Source organism: Roseicyclus marinus (assembly GCF_030163795.1).
In the GTDB taxonomy this organism is placed as follows: domain Bacteria; phylum Pseudomonadota; class Alphaproteobacteria; order Rhodobacterales; family Rhodobacteraceae; genus Roseicyclus; species Roseicyclus marinus.
On the sequence record NZ_JASJOF010000001.1, the window covers coordinates 268,350 to 290,179 of the forward strand.

Annotated in this window: 19 protein-coding genes, 1 tRNA gene and 1 riboswitch; of the genes, 4 read left to right on the plus strand and 16 right to left on the minus strand. The window is 64.0% G+C overall.

What is annotated here, in order from left to right; translation table 11 throughout:
* Positions 1-3 precede the first annotated feature (3 nt).
* The 11 genes from QQK63_RS01490 to QQK63_RS01540 form a co-directional block, all read right to left on the minus strand.
* Positions 4-852, minus strand: a complete 849-nt coding sequence (locus tag QQK63_RS01490) for a methyltransferase family protein (RefSeq protein WP_277826237.1) — start codon at positions 850-852, stop codon at positions 4-6.
* The gene (locus tag QQK63_RS01495; RefSeq protein ID WP_277826239.1) at positions 849-1,784 is read right to left on the minus strand and encodes an NAD(P)/FAD-dependent oxidoreductase; all 936 of its coding nucleotides are present in this window, start codon (positions 1,782-1,784) and stop codon (positions 849-851) included. The genes QQK63_RS01490 and QQK63_RS01495 overlap by 4 nt, the downstream gene beginning before the upstream one ends.
* A gap of 106 nt (positions 1,785-1,890) precedes the next feature.
* Positions 1,891-4,542: a bifunctional diguanylate cyclase/phosphodiesterase gene (locus tag QQK63_RS01500; protein ID WP_277826241.1), complete on the minus strand. Its 2,652-nt coding sequence runs from the start codon at positions 4,540-4,542 to the stop codon at positions 1,891-1,893.
* 641 nt (positions 4,543-5,183) lie between these two features.
* Complete coding sequence (locus tag QQK63_RS01505) at positions 5,184-6,272, minus strand: FecCD family ABC transporter permease (protein ID WP_277826243.1); 1,089 nt, start codon at positions 6,270-6,272, stop codon at positions 5,184-5,186.
* 6 nt (positions 6,273-6,278) lie between these two features.
* On the minus strand, positions 6,279-7,214 hold the full coding sequence (locus QQK63_RS01510; protein ID WP_277826245.1) for an ABC transporter substrate-binding protein: 936 nt from the start codon (positions 7,212-7,214) through the stop codon (positions 6,279-6,281).
* Positions 7,211-8,011, minus strand: coding sequence for an ABC transporter ATP-binding protein (locus QQK63_RS01515; protein ID WP_277826246.1), 801 nt, complete (start codon positions 8,009-8,011; stop codon positions 7,211-7,213). The genes QQK63_RS01510 and QQK63_RS01515 overlap by 4 nt, the downstream gene beginning before the upstream one ends.
* Before the next feature lie 420 nt (positions 8,012-8,431).
* Positions 8,432-8,636, minus strand: a riboswitch (cobalamin riboswitch).
* A gap of 232 nt (positions 8,637-8,868) precedes the next feature.
* A complete protein-coding gene (locus QQK63_RS01520) occupies positions 8,869-10,440 on the minus strand; it encodes a GMC family oxidoreductase (RefSeq protein ID WP_277826248.1) in 1,572 nt (523 codons plus the stop codon).
* A 20-nt stretch (positions 10,441-10,460) separates the two neighbouring features.
* Entirely contained in the window at positions 10,461-10,982 is a 522-nt protein-coding gene (locus QQK63_RS01525) for a Twin-arginine translocation pathway signal (RefSeq protein ID WP_277826250.1), read from the minus strand.
* A 53-nt stretch (positions 10,983-11,035) separates the two neighbouring features.
* The gene (locus QQK63_RS01530; protein ID WP_277826252.1) at positions 11,036-11,431 is read right to left on the minus strand and encodes a VOC family protein; all 396 of its coding nucleotides are present in this window, start codon (positions 11,429-11,431) and stop codon (positions 11,036-11,038) included.
* Between the two features lie 105 nt (positions 11,432-11,536).
* Complete coding sequence (locus QQK63_RS01535; RefSeq protein ID WP_277826254.1) at positions 11,537-11,830, minus strand: ribbon-helix-helix domain-containing protein; 294 nt, start codon at positions 11,828-11,830, stop codon at positions 11,537-11,539.
* A gap of 120 nt (positions 11,831-11,950) precedes the next feature.
* Positions 11,951-12,763 carry a class II aldolase/adducin family protein gene (locus tag QQK63_RS01540; RefSeq protein ID WP_277826256.1) on the minus strand — a complete coding sequence of 271 codons (813 nt, stop codon included), beginning with the start codon at positions 12,761-12,763 and terminating at the stop codon, positions 11,951-11,953.
* 154 nt (positions 12,764-12,917) lie between these two features.
* Here QQK63_RS01540 and QQK63_RS01545 point away from each other — a divergent pair, with 154 nt between their 5' ends.
* The 3 genes from QQK63_RS01545 (at position 12,918) to QQK63_RS01555 (ending at position 15,433) form a co-directional block, all read left to right on the plus strand.
* Complete coding sequence (locus QQK63_RS01545) at positions 12,918-13,838, plus strand: LysR family transcriptional regulator (RefSeq protein ID WP_277826258.1); 921 nt, start codon at positions 12,918-12,920, stop codon at positions 13,836-13,838.
* A gap of 369 nt (positions 13,839-14,207) precedes the next feature.
* On the plus strand, positions 14,208-14,465 hold the full coding sequence (locus QQK63_RS01550; protein WP_277826260.1) for a hypothetical protein: 258 nt from the start codon (positions 14,208-14,210) through the stop codon (positions 14,463-14,465).
* Entirely contained in the window at positions 14,462-15,433 is a 972-nt protein-coding gene (locus QQK63_RS01555; RefSeq protein WP_277826262.1) for a sensor domain-containing diguanylate cyclase, read from the plus strand. Before QQK63_RS01550 ends, QQK63_RS01555 begins: the two co-directional genes overlap by 4 nt.
* Positions 15,434-15,557: 124 nt before the next feature.
* On the opposite strand, the gene QQK63_RS01560 is transcribed toward QQK63_RS01555, so the two are convergent.
* From QQK63_RS01560 to QQK63_RS01580, 5 genes are all read right to left on the minus strand, one after another.
* Positions 15,558-15,634 (minus strand) — tRNA-Arg (locus QQK63_RS01560).
* A 42-nt stretch (positions 15,635-15,676) separates the two neighbouring features.
* Complete coding sequence (locus QQK63_RS01565) at positions 15,677-16,150, minus strand: GNAT family N-acetyltransferase (protein ID WP_277826264.1); 474 nt, start codon at positions 16,148-16,150, stop codon at positions 15,677-15,679.
* A gap of 95 nt (positions 16,151-16,245) precedes the next feature.
* Positions 16,246-18,612 (minus strand): YbcC family protein, encoded by a 2,367-nt coding sequence (locus QQK63_RS01570; protein WP_277826267.1) that lies wholly within the window; start codon positions 18,610-18,612, stop codon positions 16,246-16,248.
* Between the two features lie 16 nt (positions 18,613-18,628).
* Positions 18,629-20,173 carry a proton-conducting transporter transmembrane domain-containing protein gene (locus tag QQK63_RS01575; RefSeq protein WP_277826270.1) on the minus strand — a complete coding sequence of 515 codons (1,545 nt, stop codon included), beginning with the start codon at positions 20,171-20,173 and terminating at the stop codon, positions 18,629-18,631.
* A 182-nt stretch (positions 20,174-20,355) separates the two neighbouring features.
* Positions 20,356-20,622, minus strand: coding sequence for a hypothetical protein (locus QQK63_RS01580; RefSeq protein ID WP_277826273.1), 267 nt, complete (start codon positions 20,620-20,622; stop codon positions 20,356-20,358).
* Between QQK63_RS01580 and QQK63_RS01585 the strand changes: the two genes are divergently transcribed.
* Positions 20,596-21,825 (plus strand): methyl-accepting chemotaxis protein, encoded by a 1,230-nt coding sequence (locus tag QQK63_RS01585; RefSeq protein ID WP_277826276.1) that lies wholly within the window; start codon positions 20,596-20,598, stop codon positions 21,823-21,825. The genes QQK63_RS01580 and QQK63_RS01585 overlap by 27 nt on opposite strands.
* Positions 21,826-21,830: the final 5 nt, after the last annotated feature.

Genomic DNA, 21,830 nt, shown 5'->3' on the forward strand with positions numbered 1-21,830 from the left:
TGTCTAGGTGCCAGGCTTGGGGGTATCGCCTTGCCGGGCGGCTGAACGCCGTCTGCCGGGCGTCAGCCTTGGCAGGGCGTAGGGCACGCGAGCGCGGTAGCGGTGGAACCTGTCGCCATAGCGCGCGTCAAAGCGGCGTTCCTTCAGGCGCGGCGCGAACAGGCAATAGGCCGTGTAGCTGGTGGCAAGCGCCAATTGGTCGGGTGTCCAGACGGGCACTGTCCATAACGTCAGGGCAAAAGCCATGTAGATCGGTTGCCGGATGACGCGGAAAAGGCCGAGTGTCGGCATGTCCGGAAAGACCGGGCGCCGCCGCGCCAAGAGCGACATCCACCCCAGCGCGCCCGATTGCACCTCGGCCCCGGCGTCGAAACTGGCCTTCATCAAGATGAGCCAACTGGCGGCATAGGCGGTGGAGATCGCCCAGAAGGCTGCGCCCTCGGCCCGCCACCACACGATCCCCGACGGGGTCCAGAGCGTGAAAAGTGCCAGCAACTGCGCCGAGGCGATGATCGCGTAGGTGGTTGTGGACAGTGTACCGCCATGCGGGCCGGGCACCAGCCGCGCGAGCACGCGGCCGCCGCGCCGTGTCAGGAGGAACGAGTGAACCAGCGGGAATTGCGCGATCAGGGCGGCATTGGCGAGCGCGGCCCATGGCCAAGGCACGGTGCCAAAGCTCTGGCTGAGGCCGAAGAACATGGCCACGATCATGGCGAGGACGGCGGCGGCGAAGATCGCGTGGCACAAAAGCCCAAAGCCGAGCGCCAAGGCGATGCGGCCCGATCCGGGCGGAGGTTTCAGCGCCGCCGCGATCAGTGCGACAAGGCGCGCAATGCGCGGATCGTCCATCATCCCATGGCGCCCAGCAAGGCATCGGCGGCGGCGCGCCCGCTGATCCATGCGTCTTCTACGCGGGGGCCGAGGCACCAGTCGCCTGCGAGATGCAGGGTGTTGCAGGCGCTCGCAAGGCTGGACCGTCCAAGGGGGACGGTGACGCGCGCGTAGCGCCAGCGGTGGCCCACGGCGTGGCGCACGCGGGCGGGGTCGGCCCCCAGCCGGTCGCAAAGAAGGGGCAGGAGCAGTGCGGCGATGCCCGCCGGATCAAGGTCCAGATGCGCCCGGCTGAGGCAAGGGGCGGCTTGGGCGACCCATGCGGGGAGCATGTTGGCCGGGCGTCCGGGTTTTGCACTGTCTTGCGCGATCCAAGGCAGGACATCGTCCGAGTCTAGACGGCTGGTGAAAGGAGCAGGGGCGTCGGTCACGGCCATCAGGGTCAGGCAGGGATCATAACGCACCGGGGCCAGCAGCGGCACAAGCGGGTCATCCGCGCCGATCAGGGCCGCGACCTGCGGCGCAGGGATGGCCACGATCACATGGGCGGCGTGGTGATCGGATCCGGCCAGTTGCAGGTGCCAGCCGGTCGCGTCCCGGCGGAGCGCGCGAACCTCGGACCCCTGCCGGATATCGAGGCCATCGCCCATTGCCTTGGCCAGCGCCGACATGCCGGGCTGGCCCACGATCCGGTCGTGGCGCGCGTCATCGGGCCAGCGGGCCGCAGACCCCCGGGCAAGGAAATCGTCGAGACAAGCGGCGAAGGCGGTGTCGCGCGCGGTGACATATTGCGCGCCATGGTCGAACTGGACCCCGTCGCCGCGCCGCGTGGCGACGCGCCCGCCGATGCCCCGGCCCTTGTCGAAGATGACAGGTGCATGGCCCGCCGCGGCCAACCTGCGCGCTGCGGCAAGGCCCGCGATGCCCGATCCGATGATGGCGATGTCGATCATGCCGCGCGCCCCGTCTGTGCAACGGCCTAGCTGTGGCGATAGTGGGCCGGATCAACGGGATGCGACGGCTTGTCCGCGCGGGGGCCGAACAGGTCGCGTGGGACGTTCAGGCGCCGGCCGTTCTGAGGGCGCGTGGCAGATAGGGCCCTCTTGTGACGGCATCCGACCGGGTCCACGCGACGAATTCGTCGGTCGTCAGGGGATGGGCGTAGAAATACCCCTGCAGGAAGTCGGCACCGAGGCCGACCATCATGTCGACAGCCTGAGGTGTTTCGACGCCTTCGGCGATGATTGCGATCTTCAACCGGCTGCACAGTTCCGAGATGGTGATCAGGAAGGCTGAGGGGCCCTTGCCGTCGGCAGTGCCTTCGATCACGAGGCGTTTGTCGATCTTGACGTAATCGGGATTGAGCTCGAGCAGGGTCGTGAGCGAGGCATGGCCGGATCCGAAATCATCGACGGCGAACTTGATGCCGAGATCGCGTAGCGCCTTGATGCGGTCGAGGATTTCCTTGTTTGTGCAGCTGAAATCGGTGACTTCGAGCAATTCGAAGATCAATTCCCCGCCATGTTTGGGAAGGGCTACGACATCGTCCATCAAGCCGGGACTGATGAGGCGGTCGATGCTGATGTTCAGGGACAGGCTCGGCAGAACGATCCCCTGCCGCGCGAGGGCATCAGCCGCTTCCATCGCCTTCCCGAGCACCACGGTGTCGAGGTCGTTCATCAGCCCGACATCGGTTGCGATGTGCAGGAATTCGGGCGGCGTCATTTCACCCCTCACCGGATGCCACCAGCGCATCAGAACCTCGGCTCCGGCCAGTTTTCCGGTCCGGGTGCAGATCTGCGGTTGCAGACGGATGCCGATCTGTCCCTGTTCGATGGCGACATTGAGTTCGTCGGCCAACGTCTTCTTTTCCTGTGAGCGCAGGCGCATTTCGGCGGTGAAGACCTGGAACTGGTTCCGCCCGGCGTTCTTGGCGTCGTAAAGGGCGATATCGGCGTCCTCAAGCAGCCTGTGGGCCGACGACACCGGGCCGATGGCCAGCCCGATGCTGACCGAATAGCGTATCGTCTTGTCCTTGAAGGGCACCGGTTCACGGCAGAGTTCGAGAATGCGATCGCTCATTTCCAGGGCGTGGTCCGCGATCTCGGGGCCGCTCAGAATCAAGGCGAATTCGTCGCCGCCGATGCGCGCGACATAGCCGTCGGGACCAACAAGCGCGGTCATCTTTGCGGCGAGGACCTGAAGCAGGTGATCGCCACCCGTGTGGCCCATCACATCGTTGATCAGTTTGTAGTGATCGATATCGAGCAACAGGATGGCGATCGGCATGTCGGGGTCGTTGCTTTTGCCCAAAGCGTCGACATGGTTGTAGAAGCCGCGGCGGTTGCCGATGCCGGTCAGCGCATCATGCGAGGCGTCCTTTTCGATTTGCGCGAGGGCGGATTTCAGCGCGTTCTCGCGGCTGATTTCGCGGGTCACGTCGTAGTTGACGCCGATCATGTGTTCTGAGCGCCCGTTCGGACCCTTGCCGATGCTGGCATGGGAGCGCAGCGTCCGTTCCTCGCCGTTCGGGGTACGGATGCGGAATTCCTCGATGAAATCCTTGCCGGTCCTGACCGAGTCCTTGAACCTATCGAGCACGCGGTCGAGATCGTCGGGATGCACCAGTTGCGCCCAGTTCTCGCTGCTGTCGCCGAAGGTCTCCGGGTCGGTGCCGTAATGCTGGTGCATCAAGGAATCCCAGACCAGTTTTCCGGTCGAAATCTCCAGATCCCAGACCCCGATGCCACCGGAACTCGTCGCAAGCCGCTGCCGTTCCTGAAGCACCCGCAACCTCGCCGCGTCCGCGCGCACCCATTGCAGGACGACGCGCCCGCGCAGGAAGATAATCATCAAAAAGGCCGCAATCGCCGCTGTGAGAGCGCCCACGACGCGGCCCTCGGTGACCGCCTCGTTGTGGATGTCGTCAGTCCGGCGCGATGCGATGACCCCGAGCGAGGCGTAATTGGTGCCCGAGAGGAAAGCGGTCTGACCTGCAACGGGTATTCTGCCGAGCGTGTGATCGTTTTCGACCGAAATCCCGGCGAGCATGTCGCGGTCGATGGTTTCGTTCGGTTCGATCAGCAGATCCTCGGGCTGCAGGGCGAAGACCTCGCCCGTGTCCATCCCGATGAGATGGACATTTGTTTCGGCCCCAAGCGTCTGCCAGTCGACAGGGTTGAAATACTCGGCTTGGACGCTGGCGGTCACGACACCGCGGACAATCTGATCGGCATCGCGGATCGGGGCGCTGACCGGCAGCACCCATTGCCCGTCGAAGGTGGACACGATCGGCGATCCGACGAAATAGAGCGGGGACCGGCCGGACATGACTTCGGAGAAATATCCGCGGAAAGCCACGTTTGTCCCGACCGCCGCGCCGTCGCGGCGCAGGTCCGCGACGATGACGCCGGTCGGATCGATGACGAGGACGGTTCGGAAATCCAGCCATTCGCCCTGAACCGTAGGCCAAAAGACTTCGGCGCTGCCGGAAATGTCGTCGGGGTCGATGTTGGAGGCCACGGTGGTCACGGCCAGCCGAAGGTTGCGGATGAGCAGTTCGACCGTATCAGCGGCGAGCAGGGTATCGCGCTCGAGATCGGCGATGATCGCGGCCTCGGTGGTCCGGGAATGGTTGAAGCCGACCCCGGTGCCGACGATGCCGCCAAAGATCAGGCTGGCCAAAGCGGCTGTTGCGAGGTTGCGGATCATGGCTGGCTGCCCCGAGGCAAGCATCCGCCGTCGCGCCGGGCGCAGGGACGGTTAGGGGATGGCATGCACCTATCGGGTACCGTGCGACGCGCTGCCAAGATGGCGGAAACCCTGTTCGCATCCGGGGCACGCATATCGTGGTCTTCCTTTCCTGCGGCCTGACCGCAGCGGGGAATTGATATGACCGAGCCGCGTCGAGCCCTTGTTGCGATACAGGCGTTACCACCTATGCAGAAAGCCAACGCTCGCTTTCCGCCGCTAAACATATTTCAAAATCACGGCGCAGTATCGGCGACTGTGTCAACGCAAGAAAACCAAAAGGCTTAACACCCTCCGTAACCGCAATTGTCTTTAGTTAGCAGGTTCAAGCCAGAAAGCGAAAGAGAAACGGTAGCAACAAATTCGGGAATGCGTTGCACCAGACTTTGAAGGCCATTCTGTCAAAGGCTTTTCAAAAGAGGCCGTCCAAACGTTCTATTTCCAAACCGTGGTTTAATTCAAGAAAACTTAAAAATGGGATTTGAAACTTTGGATGGGCTTTCGCGAATGTACGCCTGAGTACCGACTTGGTCGGCGCAGCCCGAATGGCGGGCAGGTCGGGCGGCCACCATCGAAGCCGGAGGCCCGCTGTCGGGACCTCGCTAAGTGCGGGCATTCCGTCGCAACAGCCAGACAAAGAAGATCCCCCCCACGAGGCCCGTTACGACGCCGATGGGCATGTCTTCGGGGCGGAGGATGGTGCGGGCAAGGATATCGGCCCAGATCAGGAAAACCGCGCCGGTCAGCATTGCGGCGGGGATGACGCGGGCGTTATCGCCACCGACGACCAAGCGCACGATATGGGGGATCATCAGGCCGACAAAGCCGATGACACCGGAAAACGCGACCATCATGCCCGTGACCAGTGCCGAGATCACGAAAACCATGAGCCGGAACCGCGCCACCGGGATGCCGAGTGTTGCAGCGGTCTCATCCCCGATGGTCATGGCGTTGAGCGACCCGGCCACCAGCCGGAACCAGATCGCCGCCCCGGTTAGCGCCAGTGCGGGCCAGATCAGATGCGCCCATTGCGCAAGGCCGAGCCCGCCAAGGAGCCAGAACACCGCCGTGTGGGAGGCGCGCGGGTCACCCAGAAAAATCAGCGCATTGGCCAGCGACATCACGATGAAGGACACCGCAACGCCGGTCAGTACCAGCCTGTCGGCGCTGGTGGCGCGCGCGAAACTGGCAAGCGCCAGCACCAGAAGTGTCGCGGCCAAGGCCCCGAGGAAGGCCATGATCGGGACCGTGGCGAGACCAAGGAACATGCCTGTGTGAAGCAATGCGAGGATCGCGCCGAAGGCCCCGCCCGATGAAATCCCCAGCAGGTGCGGATCGGCCAACGGGTTGCGCGTGACCGATTGCAGGACCGCCCCGACCAGAGCGAGGCCCGCGCCCACAAGCGCTGCCAAAAGCACACGCGGCAGGCGGATTTCCCAAACGATCGCCTCGCGCCCGGTGGACCAGTTCGCTGTCACGAGATCGGGCGCGATCTTGTCGAGGATCACGCCCCAGACCGTCAGCATGGGGATCGGAACCGCACCGATGGACACGGCGACGGAAATCGACAGGATCAGCACACCGACCCCCACGCCCCACAGAGCCTGTCGCACGGGGCGCGCGATCAGCCGTGCAGGTGCGGCATCCGTCAGGGTCTGATGAGCGGTCTTGGAGACGGGGGCGTCGGTCATCGTCGCTTACTGCCCGTGAAAGCCTTCGGCCAACATCCCGATAGCGCGGATATTGCGCGGCCCCGGCGTCGCCTCGACATATTCCAGAATGACGAAGCGGTCGTTTACCACGGCATCGATCTCGGCGAAGGCGGGGTTCGAGCGGATGAAGTCGATCTTTTCCTCCGCCGTCACCTCGCCGTAGTTCACGATTATGATGACCTCGGGATCGCGTTCCACGACCGCCTCCCAAGCTGCATGGGTCCAGCTGCTTTCGACATCGTTCAAGATGTTCACGCCGCCTGCGGCTTCGATCATCGCGGTCGGCATCGCGTAGCGGCCGGCGGTGAAAGGAGTGTCTTCGCCGCTGTCGTAGACGAAGACGCGCAAGGGATCGCCCTCGGGGATAAGGGTTTGGATCTCGGCCAATTCGGCCTGCCATCCGGCGATCAGCTGCTCGGCGCGGTCGGAGACGCCAAAGATCAGGCCGAGGTTGCGGATGTCGTTATACATGTCATCCATGGCCACCCGGTCACGATCCATGATGTGGATGCAGCTTTCGGTCAGCTCATAGACGGCGATCCCGAACGGCTCGAGCGTTTCCGGCGTGACTTCGCCCCCAACGCGCATTCCATAGTTCCAGCCCGCGAACCAGAAATCGACATCAGCACCGATGAGGATTTCGCGCGAGGGGTAGCGTTCGGACAGTTCCGGCAATTCGGCGACGCCCATGCGCATTTCCTCGTCCAGCTTGTTCCAGCCGGAAATCCCGGTGTAGCCCACCATGCGGTCGGTCAGGCCAAGGACCAGCATCATCTCGGTCAGATTGACGTCGTTGGATGCGGCGCGTTCAGGGGGCGCGTCGAAGGTGATCTCACGGTCACAGCTTTGCACCGTGACTGGAAAAGCAAGCGCCGGCACAGCCAGCGCCGTCAGAGCGAGGGCGATGGCGAGAACTTTCATGACATGTACTCCATAGCTGTGTCATCGAGGTCGGTGGGTAGGGCGAAATCGAACCGGGCCTTTCCGACCGGGGTCGCGCAGACGCCGAATGCGAGACGGATCAACTCGGGCGTCAGCACTTCTGCGACGGGTCCGAAGGCTAGGGGATGACCGTTCCGCAGAACCAGCAGGTCGTCGGCAAACCCCCGCACCAGGTTCAGATCGTGTAACGAGGCCACCACGGTAGCTCCGAGGCCGCGCACCAATCGCAGCACTTGAAGCTGATGACGGATGTCGAGGTGGTTGGTCGGTTCGTCCAGCACGATCAGCCCGGGTTCTTGCGCAAGCGCACGGGCCACCATGACGCGCTGGCGTTCGCCACCTGACAGCGTGCCCAACGAACGATGCGCATATTCGCGCAGGTTCATCCGGTCGAGCGCGTGGTCCACGACATGGGCGTCCCGGTCCGAGGCCACGGAAAACGCATGTCGGTGCGGAGCACGGCCAAGGGCCACCACCTCGGCTACGGTAAGGGCAAAATCGGTCGGCTGTTCTTGCAACACGGCCGCGACCCGCTGCGCCACGCGGCGCGCGCTCATGTCGTGGATCGAGGTGCCGTCGAGCAGGACGCGCCCGGCTTCGGGCCGGTGGAATCGGTAGATCAGGCGCAGAAGGGTGGATTTTCCCGCGCCGTTCGCGCCGAGCACACCAAGGATGCGGCCGGGTTTCAGGCTGAGCGTCACGGGATGCAGAATGCCACCGCCCCAAGCGACAGCGTCCAGATCAAGGCGGGCGGGCGGAACCGGAGGACACGTCATCGGGTCTGCGCCTTCTTTGTGTCCGTTAGCCGCGTAAATGGATGGATCCGGTTGCCGCCGTGATCCAGAGGCGGGATGCGTCCGAGGCTCATGTCCGGCACAACCATAGACCGTATGGCGCGGGGCAGGAACCCGTGCGCGGCCTTGAAACAGGCATCGACTGTCAAAGCAGCGCCGGGGACAGCGCGCGCCAACCGACGTGCCCCGCATTCATCGGGACGGCCGTCGCCCGTTTTGCGTTTGTCACGGCAGCGAAGGCGGGTTGGAGGGGAAAGCTCAGTCTCGACCACCTGTTCCGCCTTTCCAGAGGCGGCGGCAGGTCGTGTGCGCAAGCAAAGGTGCTGCGCTGATGCGTCTCGAAAATCTTGTCCGAATGGCGTTCAGCATCGTTCCACTCCTACCAGGACACCCCGCCCGGTTGATCGCGTTGATCAGCAGGCAGGTCTCCTGACTCGCGGCTCATATGCTGGCGCCTACCTTCCCAACCGGTCACCCGGTCAGTGGCATCATCGGCGTCAACGCTCCGCTTACAGTTGCGGGGGCAGTCGAGGCATTGGGTTTTGCCCGCACCTCGTTCCCTTTTAGCGCCACCGGGAAGTGGCGACCATGCTGACACGCGCACATGGTGTGAAACGTGGTCCTGTGTCAAATGATAGTTTCCCCATGGTTGTTTTGCGGCAGGCGGTCTCTCTCGTCAGGTTGCCTTGCCGTTCCCCCGACATCGGATCGGCTGAAGACAGCCTGTGCCGGGGCGGTGCGTTCTGCGTGTCCGAAGAAAAAGGCCGCGCCCCGGGGGGTGCGGCCTTTTCCGTCATGCTTGCAAAGGGGCGCTCATACGCCCCCGAGGTCGACTGGGATCACAGATTGCCGGCCGACATCTCCCGGGCGATATGGTCCGCCTGACGGATCGCCAGAGCCACGATGGTCAGCGTCGGGTTTTCTGCTGCACCCGTCGTGAAGACCGACCCGTCCGAGACGAAAAGGTTGGCGATGTCGTGGGTCTGGCCCCAACGATTCACCACCCCGTCGCGCGCATGTTCGGACATCCGGTTGGTGCCGAGGTTGTGCGTCGACGGATAGGGCGGCGTCGGCAGGGTGCGGGTCGCCCCGACGGCATCATAGATCGCCTGACCGCGGGCATAGGCGTGGTTACGCATCGCGATGTCGTTGGGGTGATCGCTGAAATGCACGTTCGCCACCGGCAGGCCGAAGCGGTCCGTGACATCGTGGTTCAACGTCACACGGTTGGTTTCTTGCGGCATGTCCTCACCCACGATCCACATGCCCGCCATATTCTCGTAGCTGTCGAGGGCGGTGGTGAATTCGCGGCCCCAGCCGCCCGGATCGAGGAAGGCGGCCATGAAGGGCAGGCCAAGCGCCAGCGTCTCGAGTTCGTAACCCGCGACGAAGCCGCGCGACGGATCGTGGCGCGCCTCGTCTTGGATGATGCCGGCCATGGTCGTGCCGCGCCACATCTTCACGGGCTTGTCGAAGACGCCGTAGACCGATCCCGTGACGTGGCGCATGTAGTTGCGCCCCACCTGACCCGAGGAATTGGCGAGGCCGTCGGGGAACATGGAGCTTGCCGAATTAAGCAACAGACGCGGGCTTTCGAAGGAATTGCCCGCAACCGCGACGATGCGTGCGCGCTGGAACTGCAGGTTGCCGTCGCGGTCGAAATACTCGACGCCCGTCACCAGCCCGCGGTCGTCATGCAAGATGCGCGCGACATGGGCGTTTTCGCGCACCTCAAGATTGCCGGTCGCCTCGCCCCTCGGGATGTCGGTATAGGCCGCCGACCACTTGGCGCCCCATTTGCAGCCTTGGAAGCAGAACCCGGTCTGCTGGCAGGGCGGCCGCCCGTCGTAATCGGACGAGTTGATCGCCATGCGGCCGGTGTGCACCTCTTGGTAGCCGAGCGCGCGGGCGCCTGCCTCGAAGACCTTGAAGTTGTTGTTGCCGGGCAGCCCCTCGCGCCCGCCGGTGCGGGTCACGCCCAGCTTGGTTTCGGCCAGCTCGTACCACGGCGCCATCTCGGCGTCGTCGATGGGCCAGTCGAGGAGGTTTGCGCCCTGCACGCGGCCATAGGTCGTCGCGGCTTTCCATTCATGTGGCTGGAACCGGATCGAGGCGCCCGCCCAATGGGTCGTGGTGCCGCCCACGGCTTTGACGATCCATGCCGGAAGGCCCGAGAAATCCCTTGCGACGCGCCAGTCGCCGGAGGTGGTGCGCGGGTCGGTCCAAGCCAGTTGCCCGAAACTGTCCCACTCGTCGTTGATGTAATCTTCGGGCAGGTAGCGCCCGCCGGCTTCGAGAGCCACGACACTGACGCCACGCTGGGCCAGTTCGTTGGCCAGTACGCCGCCGCCAGCGCCGGTGCCGATGATGACGACCACGCCGTCGTCGTTGAGGTCGAATGGAGCTGCCATGGTGTGTCCTCCCTTTCAGATCACAGCCAGGTGATGTCGTCGAAGCCGCGGTAGAGGTATCCACCTTGGCTGTAGCTTTCGCCCTCGTAGCCGAAGAGCGGCCAGACCTCTTTTTGGTTGTAGAGGCCGGTCACCAGACCGCCGCGGATCTGCTGGAAGAAGGGGCTTTCTTCCATAGCCCGCAGGATGTCGACGCGGTCTCGCTCCCAGCCGGTCCCGAGGTAGCTCGGGAAACCCCGGCCACGGGCAGCGGCGTCGAGCGCCTGAATGCCTGCCGTGATCGCCTCGGCCTGTTCGGCGCTGTCGTAGCCACGCACGGCGATGACGTAATATTCATCGGCAACATGGTCGTGCGGGTAGATGTCACGCGCCATCTGCACGAGCGTCGCGAAGGTTTCGGGGTCGAGATGGGTTGTTTCGATCGCCCATGCTGCATCAGGGGCGGCGACGAAGCCGGCCCCAAGGACAAAGGCGCCCGCGGCGCTGGCGCGTGCCAGAAGCTGGCGACGTGTCAGACCACGACTGGTCTGTGGCTTGCTCATGGTAGTTCCTCCCTTGAAAATCGGCGATGCCTCCCCGCACCGCCTTTGGCCGGTTACTGGAACCGGCCGCCTCTTTGCAGAACCTCGATCTGGTAACCGTCCGGATCCGCGACGAAGAAGAAGCGCGCGATCACGTCGCCGGCGGGGGCGAAGTCGACCAGCTTGCGCGGGGCAAGCCCTGCTTCCTCAAAGCGCGCGTGTTCGGCGGCGGCATCGGGAACCGACACCGCGAAATGTCCGTAGCCGTCACCCAGCGCATAGGGCTCGGTCCGGTCCTTGTTGATGGTCAGTTCCAGTTCGAACGTGCTTTCCGCGTTCGACAGGTAGACCAGCGTGAAATTCGGAAAATCGAGCCGGTCCGCCACCTCCAGGCCAAAGGCCTCGCGATAGAAGGCGACCGAGCGCCCCTCGTCCAGCACTCGGATCATGCTGTGGATTGCCTTGGCCAACGCTCTCTCTCCTGTCCGTGGTCTCGTATCGGAACAGGATAGAATCGCGGGTGTGGAGGGCGGGTAGTATCGGGATACTACCCTCGAGTTTACCGTGCGCGCACCCTATTCCGCCGCGATCTGCGCCGCCTGAGGACGGGCGCCAGAGGCGAGAAAAACCAGACAGGCCGTGCGCAGCAGCGAGGTGAAATTCGGCGGCTCGCCGCGCAGGATGAGCACCTCGGAATGCAGTTGCGAGATGAAGGCGGGCGTGGATACGCCGTCATTGGTCGAAATCTGGTCCAGAATATCCCAAAAGGCGTTTTCGAGCCTGATGCTGGTGCTCTGGCCATTGATCCTGAGCCGCCGTGTGGTCAGGGCGTAGCGGTGCGGGTCCTGTCCGGCAAAGACTTCACACATGGCTTCCTCCTTTCCCTGTCGAAGATGAACAGCACCGGCCGGTCTGGGGCCGATGCTGTGCAAAGGTTTGGGGCAGCAGTGAATGCTGTCCAGAACAATTGTCGCTGCAGCTGCGAAGTATCAGTCAAACATGTCTGGCTGATCGACCACGAGCTGGTTCCAGATCGTCTGGAAATGCAGCCAGCCGATGTATTCACTGCCCACATGTTCACGCGAATAGCGGGCGCGGTCGGGCGGGATGCGGATCGGCTCGATCCCCGAAGCGGCGATGGCAAGTTGTTGCTGGCAGCAGCGTTCCAGCGCGATGAACCAGAAGGCCGCGCTTTCGATGGAGTGGCGGCTGGCTGTCAGCAGGCCATGGTTCTGGTGCAATGCGGCCTTCACGCCCTTGAAGGCCTTGGAGACGTCGGAGCCTGCGTGGTTTTCCACCGCAACCGCGCCGCCATGTTCGCCGATCACCACGTGATCCTCGAAAAAGGCGCAGGCATCTTGGGTGATCGGGTCGATGGGCAGGCCCGTCGCGCACCATGCTGTGCCATAGGTCGTGTGGGCATGGCACATCGCGATGATGTCGGGATGTTCTTCATGCACATTGGCGTGAAGGATGAAGCCCGCGCGGTTCACGGCATGGGTACCCTCGATGACACGGCCCGCATGATCCACAAGGATCAGGTTCGACATCTTCACCTTGTCGAAATGCACGCACATCGGGTTGGTCCAGTAGAGCTCGGGGCGTTCGGGGTCGCGCACCGTCAGATGGCCGGCAAAGCCGTAGTCGAAGCCTTGCTGCGCAAAGGCGCGGCAGGCAGCGACCAGACGTTCCTTGCGGTGGCGCCGTTCCTCCTCGACGGTGGCGAATTCCGGCAGTTCCGGAAAGATCAGCCCGTCCTGTTCGGGCTGGTAGATGGATACGCGATTTCCGAGATCGAGCATGGGTCTGATCCTCCCCCAAGATGCGGTGCTGCGGGCGGGGGCGCTGCGGCCTCCTCCTTGCCGCGCGGCCACACCGCCACCGGTGCAGTATTGAAACGCGCGGCGGAACGGGCAATTCTGATTGTGCAATAACTGTTATTGCCACGAGGGGCGGATGCGGGACGATCGACTGGTGGAGATGCGGGTCTTCCGCGCCTTGGTGGAAAGCGGCAGCTTCAGCAGCGCCGCGCGTGTGCTGGGGGCAAGCCAACCCTTTGTCAGCCAGACGATCCAACGCCTAGAGGCACGGCTGGAGACCAAGCTTCTGCACCGCACCACGCGCGGACAGCGCATGACACCGGCGGGCGAACGCTTTTTCGAGGCGGCGCGCCACGCCCTCGACACGCTCGAACAGGCCGAGGCGACATGGCAGATCGAGGCCGCTCAAATCGCCGGACGGCTGCGCGTCTCGGCGCCGATCGCCTTCGGCTTGGATCGCGTCACGCCCTTGATGCGGGAGTTCCTGTCGCGTCATCCGGGGCTGTCGCTGGATCTGAGGCTGACAGATGATCACGAGGATCTGATAGCGGACGGCATCGATGTGGCGATCCGCATGGGGCCGCTCACCGACTCCACGCTGCATCACCGGCGCCTGTGCCGCCTGCGTCGGTTGGTCGTGGCCGCGCCGTCTTTGGTGCAGAACGGTGAACCCCCGGCCACGTTGGACGACCTTGCGCGGATGCCCATGCTAGCCTGGGACGTCACACGCGAGCATCTGAACCGCTGGCGATTCCTGAAGAACGGTGAGCGGCTCACATTCCATGCCCAGAGCCGGTTCCGCAGCAATCAGGGCATGTCGCTTTTTCAGATGTGCCTTGATGGTGTCGGGGTGATGCGTGTGGCCGAACATCTGGCGCGCCCGGCGATCCGTGACGGCCGTTTGACAGAGCTTTTGCCCGATCACGCGCCAGCGGATGACACGGCGATCCAAGCTGTGTTCCTTCCCGACCGGGATATGGTTCCGCGCCTGCGCAGCTTCGTCGACATGTTGGTCGAGGCCTTCCGCAAGCCTGACTGGGAATTGGACCGCCCCTGATCGAAGCCTGCGCGACGGAGCCGGCTGCACAGGACGACCAGTTGCGGCATCTCGCGGGGCGGGGGGGCAGGCTGCGGATCGCGGACAAGCTGGTCAGCAGGCACCGACAAGGTCCGGTCCGGAGTTGCCGGTGCCGATCTTAGCCGTGATGGATCAATTATATGAATTCCCAGCAATTGCTGTTGTTTTGGTGCGGTCTTGCCATTTTCGCGCAAAAGACACTTTGCTAACTTTTGGTCCAGCCTGTAGGCCGGTTTCAGATATGAGACGACTGCTCTGCCATGCTCGGCCAATTGTCGTCCATTCCTGATTTTTGAAATAGACGATCCACCGAAAAATCTTGTTTTTGCAAGAAAAAAGGGAGCCGGAATGTCTGAAAATTTCGATGAATACGTGCAAGAGGCCGTCATCAAATCGATGAGGAATGCGGGCATTTCCGACATACCTGAGCAGGTAATGGAAGCATCCAAGGCCCATGCCGTGAAATTGGCGACACTGGTCGCCAACCTGCGTGCCGCTGGCGTCGACGAACAGATGGTGCGTCACAGTATTTCCGAGGTCTTGAAGAGCTACGAAGAAGAATTGTTGGACGCTCTCTTGGCTCTCCCGAAAGGCGTTCAAAAATGAACGATACGCATATTGGCGCACCCAAAACGGATGACGAGTTCGGTCGTCAGCGTGCCTTGGATGCGATGAACGTGGTCGACACGCCCAAGGCGCCTGAATTCGAACGGATCACCAAACTCGTCCAATCGATCTTCGGTGCGCCTGTCGTGGCTGTTTCTCTCATTGACCGGCGGCGACAGTGGTTCAAGTCGATCCAGGGTCTCGATGTGAAAGAGACGACGCGGGACGTGGCTTTTTGCGACCACACCATTCGCCACTCCCAATGCTTCAAGGTCGAAGATGCGACCAAGGATCCGCTTTTCGCCAATAACCCGCTTGTCACGGGCGAGCCCTTCATTCGTTCCTACCTCGGCGCTCCGCTAAAAACCGAGGATGGGTATATGCTTGGGGCCTTGTGCGTGATCGACTACGAACCGCGCAGCTTCACCAAGCAACAAGAGCAAATGCTCATGAGCTTTGCGGATGTCGTGATGGGCGAAATGGAGCTGCGACGGTCCGCGGCCATCGACGAATTGACCCGCCTGCCGAACCGTCGTGCCTTCAATGACTGCCTGCTCGATCTCGCCGCAAACCCGGACGCCAGCCTCGTGTTCATGGACATCGATCATTTCAAGAAAATCAATGACACCTATGGGCATCCGGCTGGCGATGTCGTTCTGAAACAGCTCGCTGGCGTGCTTGCATCGATCTGCGGACCAGAAACGATCGCCTGCCGCATCGGGGGTGAGGAATTCGGGATCGTCCTTCGCGGCAAGGATGCTGAACAGCCCGTGGCCTTCGCCGAAAGACTGCGAAAAGCGATATCGGAGCAGGCGATTGACGAGATCGAAAAGACGAAAGTCACGGCAAGCTTTGGTGTCGCCAAAGCGAAGGCAGACGAGCCGATGAACGAATGGCAGGAGCGTGCCGACAAAGCGCTTTACCGGTCGAAACATGACGGACGCGACAGGGTAACCGCAGCCAGTTAGAGGCGGGGGCCTGATCTGGTCACCCTGAATGAGGCACCGGGTCAGGTTTCCGTTCGGGCGTTCGTCTGACCGGGGCGCATACCGCCGCCTCGGTCCGTTATTTGCGTGTTAGGATGGTTCCTTTTGGCGACCCCTGAAGGACTCGAACCCTCAACCTGCTGATTAGAAGTCAGCTGCTCTATCCTGTTGAGCTAAGGGGCCACGCGATGGGTGCATAGCGCAGGTGTCCGGTTCGGTCCACGCTCAAAGCGCGCGGGTCATGAACACGCTCATCGGGTCGGGGCGGTAGCTGCCGAAGGGCGGGCAGGGGGTGAAACCCGCCTTTTCGTAGAGCCGTCGCGCGGGGGCGGAGGCGGGGAGGCTGCCGGTTTCCAGCCAGAGCCGTTCCACGCCGGACGCCCGCGCGTGATCGAGGATCATCCCGAGGATGCGCGCACCCGCCCCCTGACCGCGCAGGGCCGCTTCGACATGCATCGACTTGATCTCGGCCTCGGTCGCCGACAGCGGGGCATAGCCGCCCATCGCGCAGGCGGGGCCATCGGGACCAAGGCGGGCGGCAAAGAGGATCGCCCCCTGCGCGGCCAGCGCCGCACCGTCAAGGTGGTGGTTGCTTTCCGCCGGGTAGTGGCGCGCGCTTTCCGCAGCGTGCCGGGCGATCAGCTCGGCCAGTGCGGGATCATCGGGGGCGATGGGCCCATAGTGGAGCGTCTGGGGCATGGCGCGGTCCGTGCGATGGAGCGCGGGCCCCAAGACGGGGCCTGCGCGGTGAGCCTACGGCCACGGATCAGGGGCGACAAGCCGCCCCCGGCGCCTCACGCGGTCACTATGGGTTCCCAGTTCAGGCCGGGGCGGTAGCGGTCTGCGATGCGCCCGTCCTGCATCCGCAACAGGTGCAGCCAGCCATTGTCGAACAGCGCCCGGACGCCCGGGTGACGCGAGAGGATGTCGGTTATGGCATCGGCTGGTGCCTCGATCAGCACCGATAGGCGCAGCGGATCATGCATCAGCCGCTCACCGTCATGGACTGCCTGCCGGGGCAGGCCGGCGCGCAGGCGGCCGCCATTGCCTTCGGTCACGCCGATCCCGCCGATGACATTGTGGATCAGCTTGTTGCCGCCGCCGAACACATCGGGAGCCACGGCGGAGCCATAATATTGCAGGCTGATCCAGCTTGCGACCACGACAGGTGCGGTCAGGATCAGTTCAAGCGTGGCGAAGCCCTCGTCGTCTTGCCAGAGGTAGCTGTGAAGGAACGCGCGCCCCTCGAGGCTTTTGCCGCCCGTGGCGCTGCGGGGTGCAGCGATGAAAGCGGCACAGCCCGCAAGCCCCCATTCGGGGCGGGTTTCGGCCCAGTTCAGCGCGCGGGCCGCGACGGTGTCGGGGGTTGCACCGGGCAGCGTGGCGGCGCGTTCGGCCCGCGCGATCTTGCCCGCCCGGTCCAGCCAAACGCGCAAGCCCGCGATTTCGGGATCATCGCCCTTCACGTCATAGAGCGTGATCTGGTCCGTCGTCGTGTCATGCAGCCCGGCGAGGAAGCGCGTATCTTGGGGCAGCGTGATGCCCCTCTGGGCCAAGCCTTCGCGGGCCTCGGGGTCGTTCAGGAGCGTCGCCAGAAGCCGGGCCGAGACCTCGCCGGTCTGACCGCCGCAGGCGCCGCAGTGATAGGCGCTTTCATGCGGGTTGTTGGTGACATGTCCGCCGTGACCCAGCAGCAGGACAAAGCGGCCATGGCCGTCGCGCAGGCTCATCGCCTTGAGCACGGCGGCGGCAGTGTCGGCTTTGGCCTCGGGTGTGAGGCCGTCGATGACCTTGGGGCAGGGTTGGGGGCTGGCGGAAGAATGCCCCTTCCCCAGTGCATCGCGCAGCAGCTTGCCGGCATAGACCGGGCCCGCCGCCTCGACAAACGCGAAGGAGGAGACGGCCGCCTGCCGAAAGCGGCCCCAAGCGCGGCTGGTCCGGGCACGGATGCGGATGTCTTGCTCGGTCGCGGGATCGGCATGGCTGGTCGTGGTCAGTGAGGGCTTCAAAAGCACGGGCAGATGCGACGCCGCCACGTCAGAGCCCTGCGCCAGATGCGAGATCGGCAGGCCAAAGAACCCGGCGAAGCCGATGGTGGCGATGCTCGGATCGACGCTTTCCAGCGCGCGGCGGAACACCTCGGACCTGACGTCGATACAAAATGCGGCTTGCAGATGGGGGCGGCTGTCTGCGCCCGGGCCTGGCCCGTCGAGCGTGGCGATAAGCTGGCGCTGATGGGCGCGCTCGGTTGCGTCTTGCAGGATCGCAAGCGCCACGGTTTCGGCATCGGGTTCGACGGGCGCGCGGTGGGCGTCGCGCGTCGCCTCCCACTCCGCTGCGAGGTCGGGGAAGCGCATCAAAAGCGCTTCGTCCCAGACCAGCCGGATGGCCAGAAGATCGGCGAGCGTCGTGTCGGATGAGCCGGACAGTTCCGCCTGCCACAGGAGCCACCGCGCATGTTGCGCCCAGCCGCCCATATCCATGTAAAGCCTATGAAAGACGGTTTCGGCGGAACGGCCACAAAGCCCAAGCGTCTCGGCGGCGCGCAGGATGGCGCGTTCCGTCGTGTCGGGCGCAGCGGCGGCATGGGCGCAAAAGCCGCTCAGGCCTGCGATCTCGGGCGTGAGGTCATGGCTCGCCCAAGCGCGCCAAGCGGCAAAAGCGCTGCCCTTCGGATCCGGGGACCAGAGCGCCTGTCCCCGGTCGAAATGGCCTGCGGCCCAAAGGCCCAGCGATTTCTCGATGATCGAGGGCCAGTCGATGCCGGTGGCCATGGCGGCCAGATCGGCGATGCCGGGTAACGGCAGTGTCGGGGCCGCGTCCGTCGCGGACTTGGCCATGGCGATCAGCACCTCCGGGGCTGCGGGCCGGGTCTCGGGCGAGGCGGCTTCCCACGCGGCCGTGATATCGGCCTCGGTCATGCGGCCTGCCGCGAATTCGGCTGCGTAGTCGGGCAGGCTGCGCGTGGCGCGCGCGCCCGCCACCCGGACCAGCCGGGTGGAGGCTGTCGCCAGATCCTCGCCCGTCTGGCCAAGGAAAGGATTGACCGCGACGGTTGCGTCTAGCGGAAAGGCTGGCGGAATGGCGCGGCCCGCCGTCTCGGCGGCTTCCAGGATTTCCGGGATCCGCGCGGGGGCGATCTTTTCGTGCTTCATGAACATGGCGGGATCCTGTCGGTCAGCTGGAACGGGAGATGCGGAAGCCGCCGATGGCGCGGTCCAGCAGGGCGTTGAGATAGAGGCCGTTGGCAAGGTGCACGCGCAGCCCGGCAGTGGTCGGGTGATGCGCCCAGAGCGGGAAAAGCGCCTGTGCGATGGCGACTGTCCCGAAGGAGAGAACCGCCAGGACGATCAGCGCCCATTCCAGCGGACCGGGCAACGGGGCCGCCGGCAAAAGCGGGCCCCAAAGTGAACTAGCGATGGCCTGAAAGGCGAAATAGGCGAAGGCCGTGGCCAGCGAGGCCAGAACGGTGCGCCGCGTCAGTTGCACGGGGGCGGCATCGGCAAGGCCCTGAGCCACGAGGTAGGCGACGCCGAAGATCAGGATCGCGCCCAGTGCCAGCGCCTGCGGGGTCTTGGGGCCGAGAACGGCGCTGAACCCCAGCGCGATCACGGCATAAAGCAGGAGCGCAAGGCCAAAGGCGCGCAGGACGGCGGCAAGGTTTGGCACGGCGACCGGGCCCGGTTTGCGGATCGCGGCCACGGCGGCCACCGCGCCGCCCGAAGACAGGAAGGCATGCGCCTTGTAGAGCGAATGGGCGACGATGTGCAGAAGCGCCAGCGCCCAGAGACCGAGGCCGCATTGCAGCAGCATGAACCCCATCTGGGATACGGTGGACCACGCCAGCGATGTCTTGACCGCGCTTTGGGTCAGCATGACCGCAGCTCCAAAAAGCGCGGTGAAACCGCCCAGCATCACCAGCACCGCAAGGCCACCGGGGCTAAGTTGCACCAACGGCGCGGCTGTGATCAGCAAGACGCCACCCGCATTGATGATGCCTGCATGCAGGAAGGCGGACACCGGGGTCGGCGCCTCCATCACCTCGGTCAGCCAGCCGTGCAGCGGGAAGGCAGCGGTCTTTAGGATCGCGGCGAGGATCAGGAGCGCGACAGCGACATGGCCGGCAAGGCCTAGGCCGGTTTCGGGCAGGCCTGCCGTGATGGTGGCGATGTTGCCCGTACCATGGGCCGCCACCAGCAGGACCGCCGCCAGCACAAGCGCGGCATCGCCGCCGTGCCAGACGAGGGCGAATTTCACCGCCGCGCGCCGAGCTTCGGGCCGGTCGGGATAGAAGAGCAGCAGGCGACGCAGGCCAAGGCCGATCGCGATGGCAGCAGCGGCGAGCAACAGAATATTGCCCGCCTGCACGAAGATCAGAACGGCGGCCAGCGTGGCGAGCATCAGGCCGTGGAACAGGCCCTCACGCTCTTCGCCATCCAGATAGCTGCGGCTGTAGCGCATCACGACCCAGCCGATGAAGGACACCAAAAGAGCGAGGGTCAGGCTGATCGCATCAACGCGTAGCCCCAGCGGCCCCATACCACCGCCCTTCGCGAGATAGACCGCGAATGCCGCCGCTGTCAGCGCCAGTGCCCCCAGCGCGGCAAGCTCGGCCAGTCGCGGTACGGGGCCCGGACGTTTGCCCGGCTGGCGCAGGGCAAGGCCAGCCGTGATCAGCAACAGGATCGGGGCGAGAAAGCTGAGCGAGAGGATCGGGGTCATCTGGCATATCCGGTGCGGTGCAAGTGCGATGCCCTCACCTAGCCGGTACGTTTCATAAGTAAAAATTCAAAAATGATTAAATACGTTCCATAATATAGAACATCGTCACGTGATGGTCTCGGATAGCGGGTCAAGACGCGAGCCGGTGTTCATGGCTGCTAAATCGCCTGGATCGTTCGTCGTTACGCCAAAAGAACAGTGACGTAGGATTGCCGATGTTCGATCAGTACGAAGCTCCGACCGAAATGCGCAGTCAGACTGCAGCGCTCGAGGAGAGTCAGGCCGCGATGGCCGAAATAGCCCGACGAATCGGCGGACTTGCCGTTTCGATCGCCGCGGCAACTGGCGATGTGCAGGATGTCGCGGAAAGCGCCCGTCACCAACGTGACGGGTTTCGGCATATCCGCGCGCAGGTCGGAGCGATGGCCAAAAGTGGTGCGGAAGTCCATTCGGCTGCGTCCTCTGCGTTGGACCGGTCGCATGGGGCGGAAGATAAGATCGCCGTCACCAGTGCGCATCTGTCCGACATGGTGGCTCAGGTCACGGTGCTGACGGAGATCGTGGCGCAGATCAACGACCGGCTGGAAACCGTGACCCAGACGTTGCGGGGCGTGTCGCGGGTTTCGCGGCATGTCGACAGCATCGCCCGGCAGACGAACCTGTTATCGCTGAACGCGGCGGTGGAGGCGGCGCGAGCCGGTGCTGCGGGCCGCGGCTTTGCCGTGGTCGCGGGCGAGGTAAAGAAACTGTCCGCCCAGACCAGCGAAGCGACGCAGGAGATCGAGACCACGGTGGGTCGCCTGTCGGGCGAGCTGACCTGGGTGATCGACCAGGTGACCCAGGCCGCAGGTGTCGCCGCCGAGATCAAGACCGTGACTGGCGCGGTCGAGGGCGACATCCACGATCTGCCGGAGATTTTCGGCTCGGTCCGGCGCGCACAGGAGAACATCGTCGCGGCCTCGACCCAGATCGGAAGCGCGTTGGAGCAGACGCATGAGCGGGTCGAAGCCTTGTCCGAGACGGTCGAGAAATCGACGGCAAGCCTGGGCTTCGCGTTCGAGAAATTGCTGGATATCACGGATGCGTCGGAGACGATCACGGGGATTTCCGCGCGGCTCGCCATCGAAACGGTCGATACCCCTTTCGTGGAAGCCGTCCAGCGAGCAGCCGCGATGGTGTCGGGGTTTTTCGAGCAAGCGATCACGACCGGTCGAATCGGCATGGCCGATCTTTTCGACGAGACCTATGTCCCCGTGCCCGGATCGGAGCCGCAGCAGCACCTGACCCGTTTCGCGCAGTTCACCGATCAGGTCTTGCCGCTGGTGCAAGAGCCGCTTCTGGGCTTTTCGGAGCGCGTGGTGTTTTGCGCGGCGACCGACCGGAACGGCTATATCGCGACCCATAACCTCAAGTTCAGCCAGCCGCAAAAGCCGAGCGATCCGGGCTGGAACGCGAAATACGCGCGCAACCGCCGCATCTTCAACGATCGGGTGGGATTGCGCGCGGGGCAGAGCCAGCGGCCCTTCCTGTTGCAGGCCTATCGCCGGGACATGGGCGGTGGCGAGTTCAAGATGATGAAGGACGTTTCGGCCCCGATCCGGGTCCAAGGCCGTCATTGGGGCGGGCTGCGCTTCGCCTATATTGCGGAGTGAGATGC

Excerpts from the sequence above, each read along its gene's own strand:
- QQK63_RS01540 (WP_277826256.1), bottom strand. The coding sequence starts at position 12,763 with ATGCTCGATCTCGGAAATCGCGTATCCATCTACCAGCCCGAACAGGAC.
- QQK63_RS01555 (WP_277826262.1), top strand. The coding sequence starts at position 14,462 with ATGAACGATACGCATATTGGCGCACCCAAAACGGATGACGAGTTCGGT.
- QQK63_RS01585 (WP_277826276.1), top strand. The coding sequence starts at position 20,596 with ATGGCCAAAAGTGGTGCGGAAGTCCATTCGGCTGCGTCCTCTGCGTTG.
- QQK63_RS01495 (WP_277826239.1), bottom strand. The coding sequence starts at position 1,784 with ATGATCGACATCGCCATCATCGGATCGGGCATCGCGGGCCTTGCCGCA.
- QQK63_RS01580 (WP_277826273.1), bottom strand. The coding sequence starts at position 20,622 with ATGGACTTCCGCACCACTTTTGGCCATCGCTCCGACCTGCGCGCGGAT.
- QQK63_RS01575 (WP_277826270.1), bottom strand. The coding sequence starts at position 20,173 with ATGACCCCGATCCTCTCGCTCAGCTTTCTCGCCCCGATCCTGTTGCTG.
- QQK63_RS01550 (WP_277826260.1), top strand. The coding sequence starts at position 14,208 with ATGTCTGAAAATTTCGATGAATACGTGCAAGAGGCCGTCATCAAATCG.
- QQK63_RS01510 (WP_277826245.1), bottom strand. The coding sequence starts at position 7,214 with ATGAAAGTTCTCGCCATCGCCCTCGCTCTGACGGCGCTGGCTGTGCCG.
- QQK63_RS01500 (WP_277826241.1), bottom strand. The coding sequence starts at position 4,542 with ATGATCCGCAACCTCGCAACAGCCGCTTTGGCCAGCCTGATCTTTGGC.
- QQK63_RS01565 (WP_277826264.1), bottom strand. The coding sequence starts at position 16,150 with ATGCCCCAGACGCTCCACTATGGGCCCATCGCCCCCGATGATCCCGCA.
- QQK63_RS01505 (WP_277826243.1), bottom strand. The coding sequence starts at position 6,272 with ATGACCGACGCCCCCGTCTCCAAGACCGCTCATCAGACCCTGACGGAT.
- QQK63_RS01490 (WP_277826237.1), bottom strand. The coding sequence starts at position 852 with ATGATGGACGATCCGCGCATTGCGCGCCTTGTCGCACTGATCGCGGCG.
- QQK63_RS01535 (WP_277826254.1), bottom strand. The coding sequence starts at position 11,830 with ATGTGTGAAGTCTTTGCCGGACAGGACCCGCACCGCTACGCCCTGACC.
- QQK63_RS01570 (WP_277826267.1), bottom strand. The coding sequence starts at position 18,612 with ATGTTCATGAAGCACGAAAAGATCGCCCCCGCGCGGATCCCGGAAATC.
- QQK63_RS01520 (WP_277826248.1), bottom strand. The coding sequence starts at position 10,440 with ATGGCAGCTCCATTCGACCTCAACGACGACGGCGTGGTCGTCATCATC.
- QQK63_RS01515 (WP_277826246.1), bottom strand. The coding sequence starts at position 8,011 with ATGACGTGTCCTCCGGTTCCGCCCGCCCGCCTTGATCTGGACGCTGTC.
- QQK63_RS01525 (WP_277826250.1), bottom strand. The coding sequence starts at position 10,982 with ATGAGCAAGCCACAGACCAGTCGTGGTCTGACACGTCGCCAGCTTCTG.
- QQK63_RS01545 (WP_277826258.1), top strand. The coding sequence starts at position 12,918 with ATGCGGGACGATCGACTGGTGGAGATGCGGGTCTTCCGCGCCTTGGTG.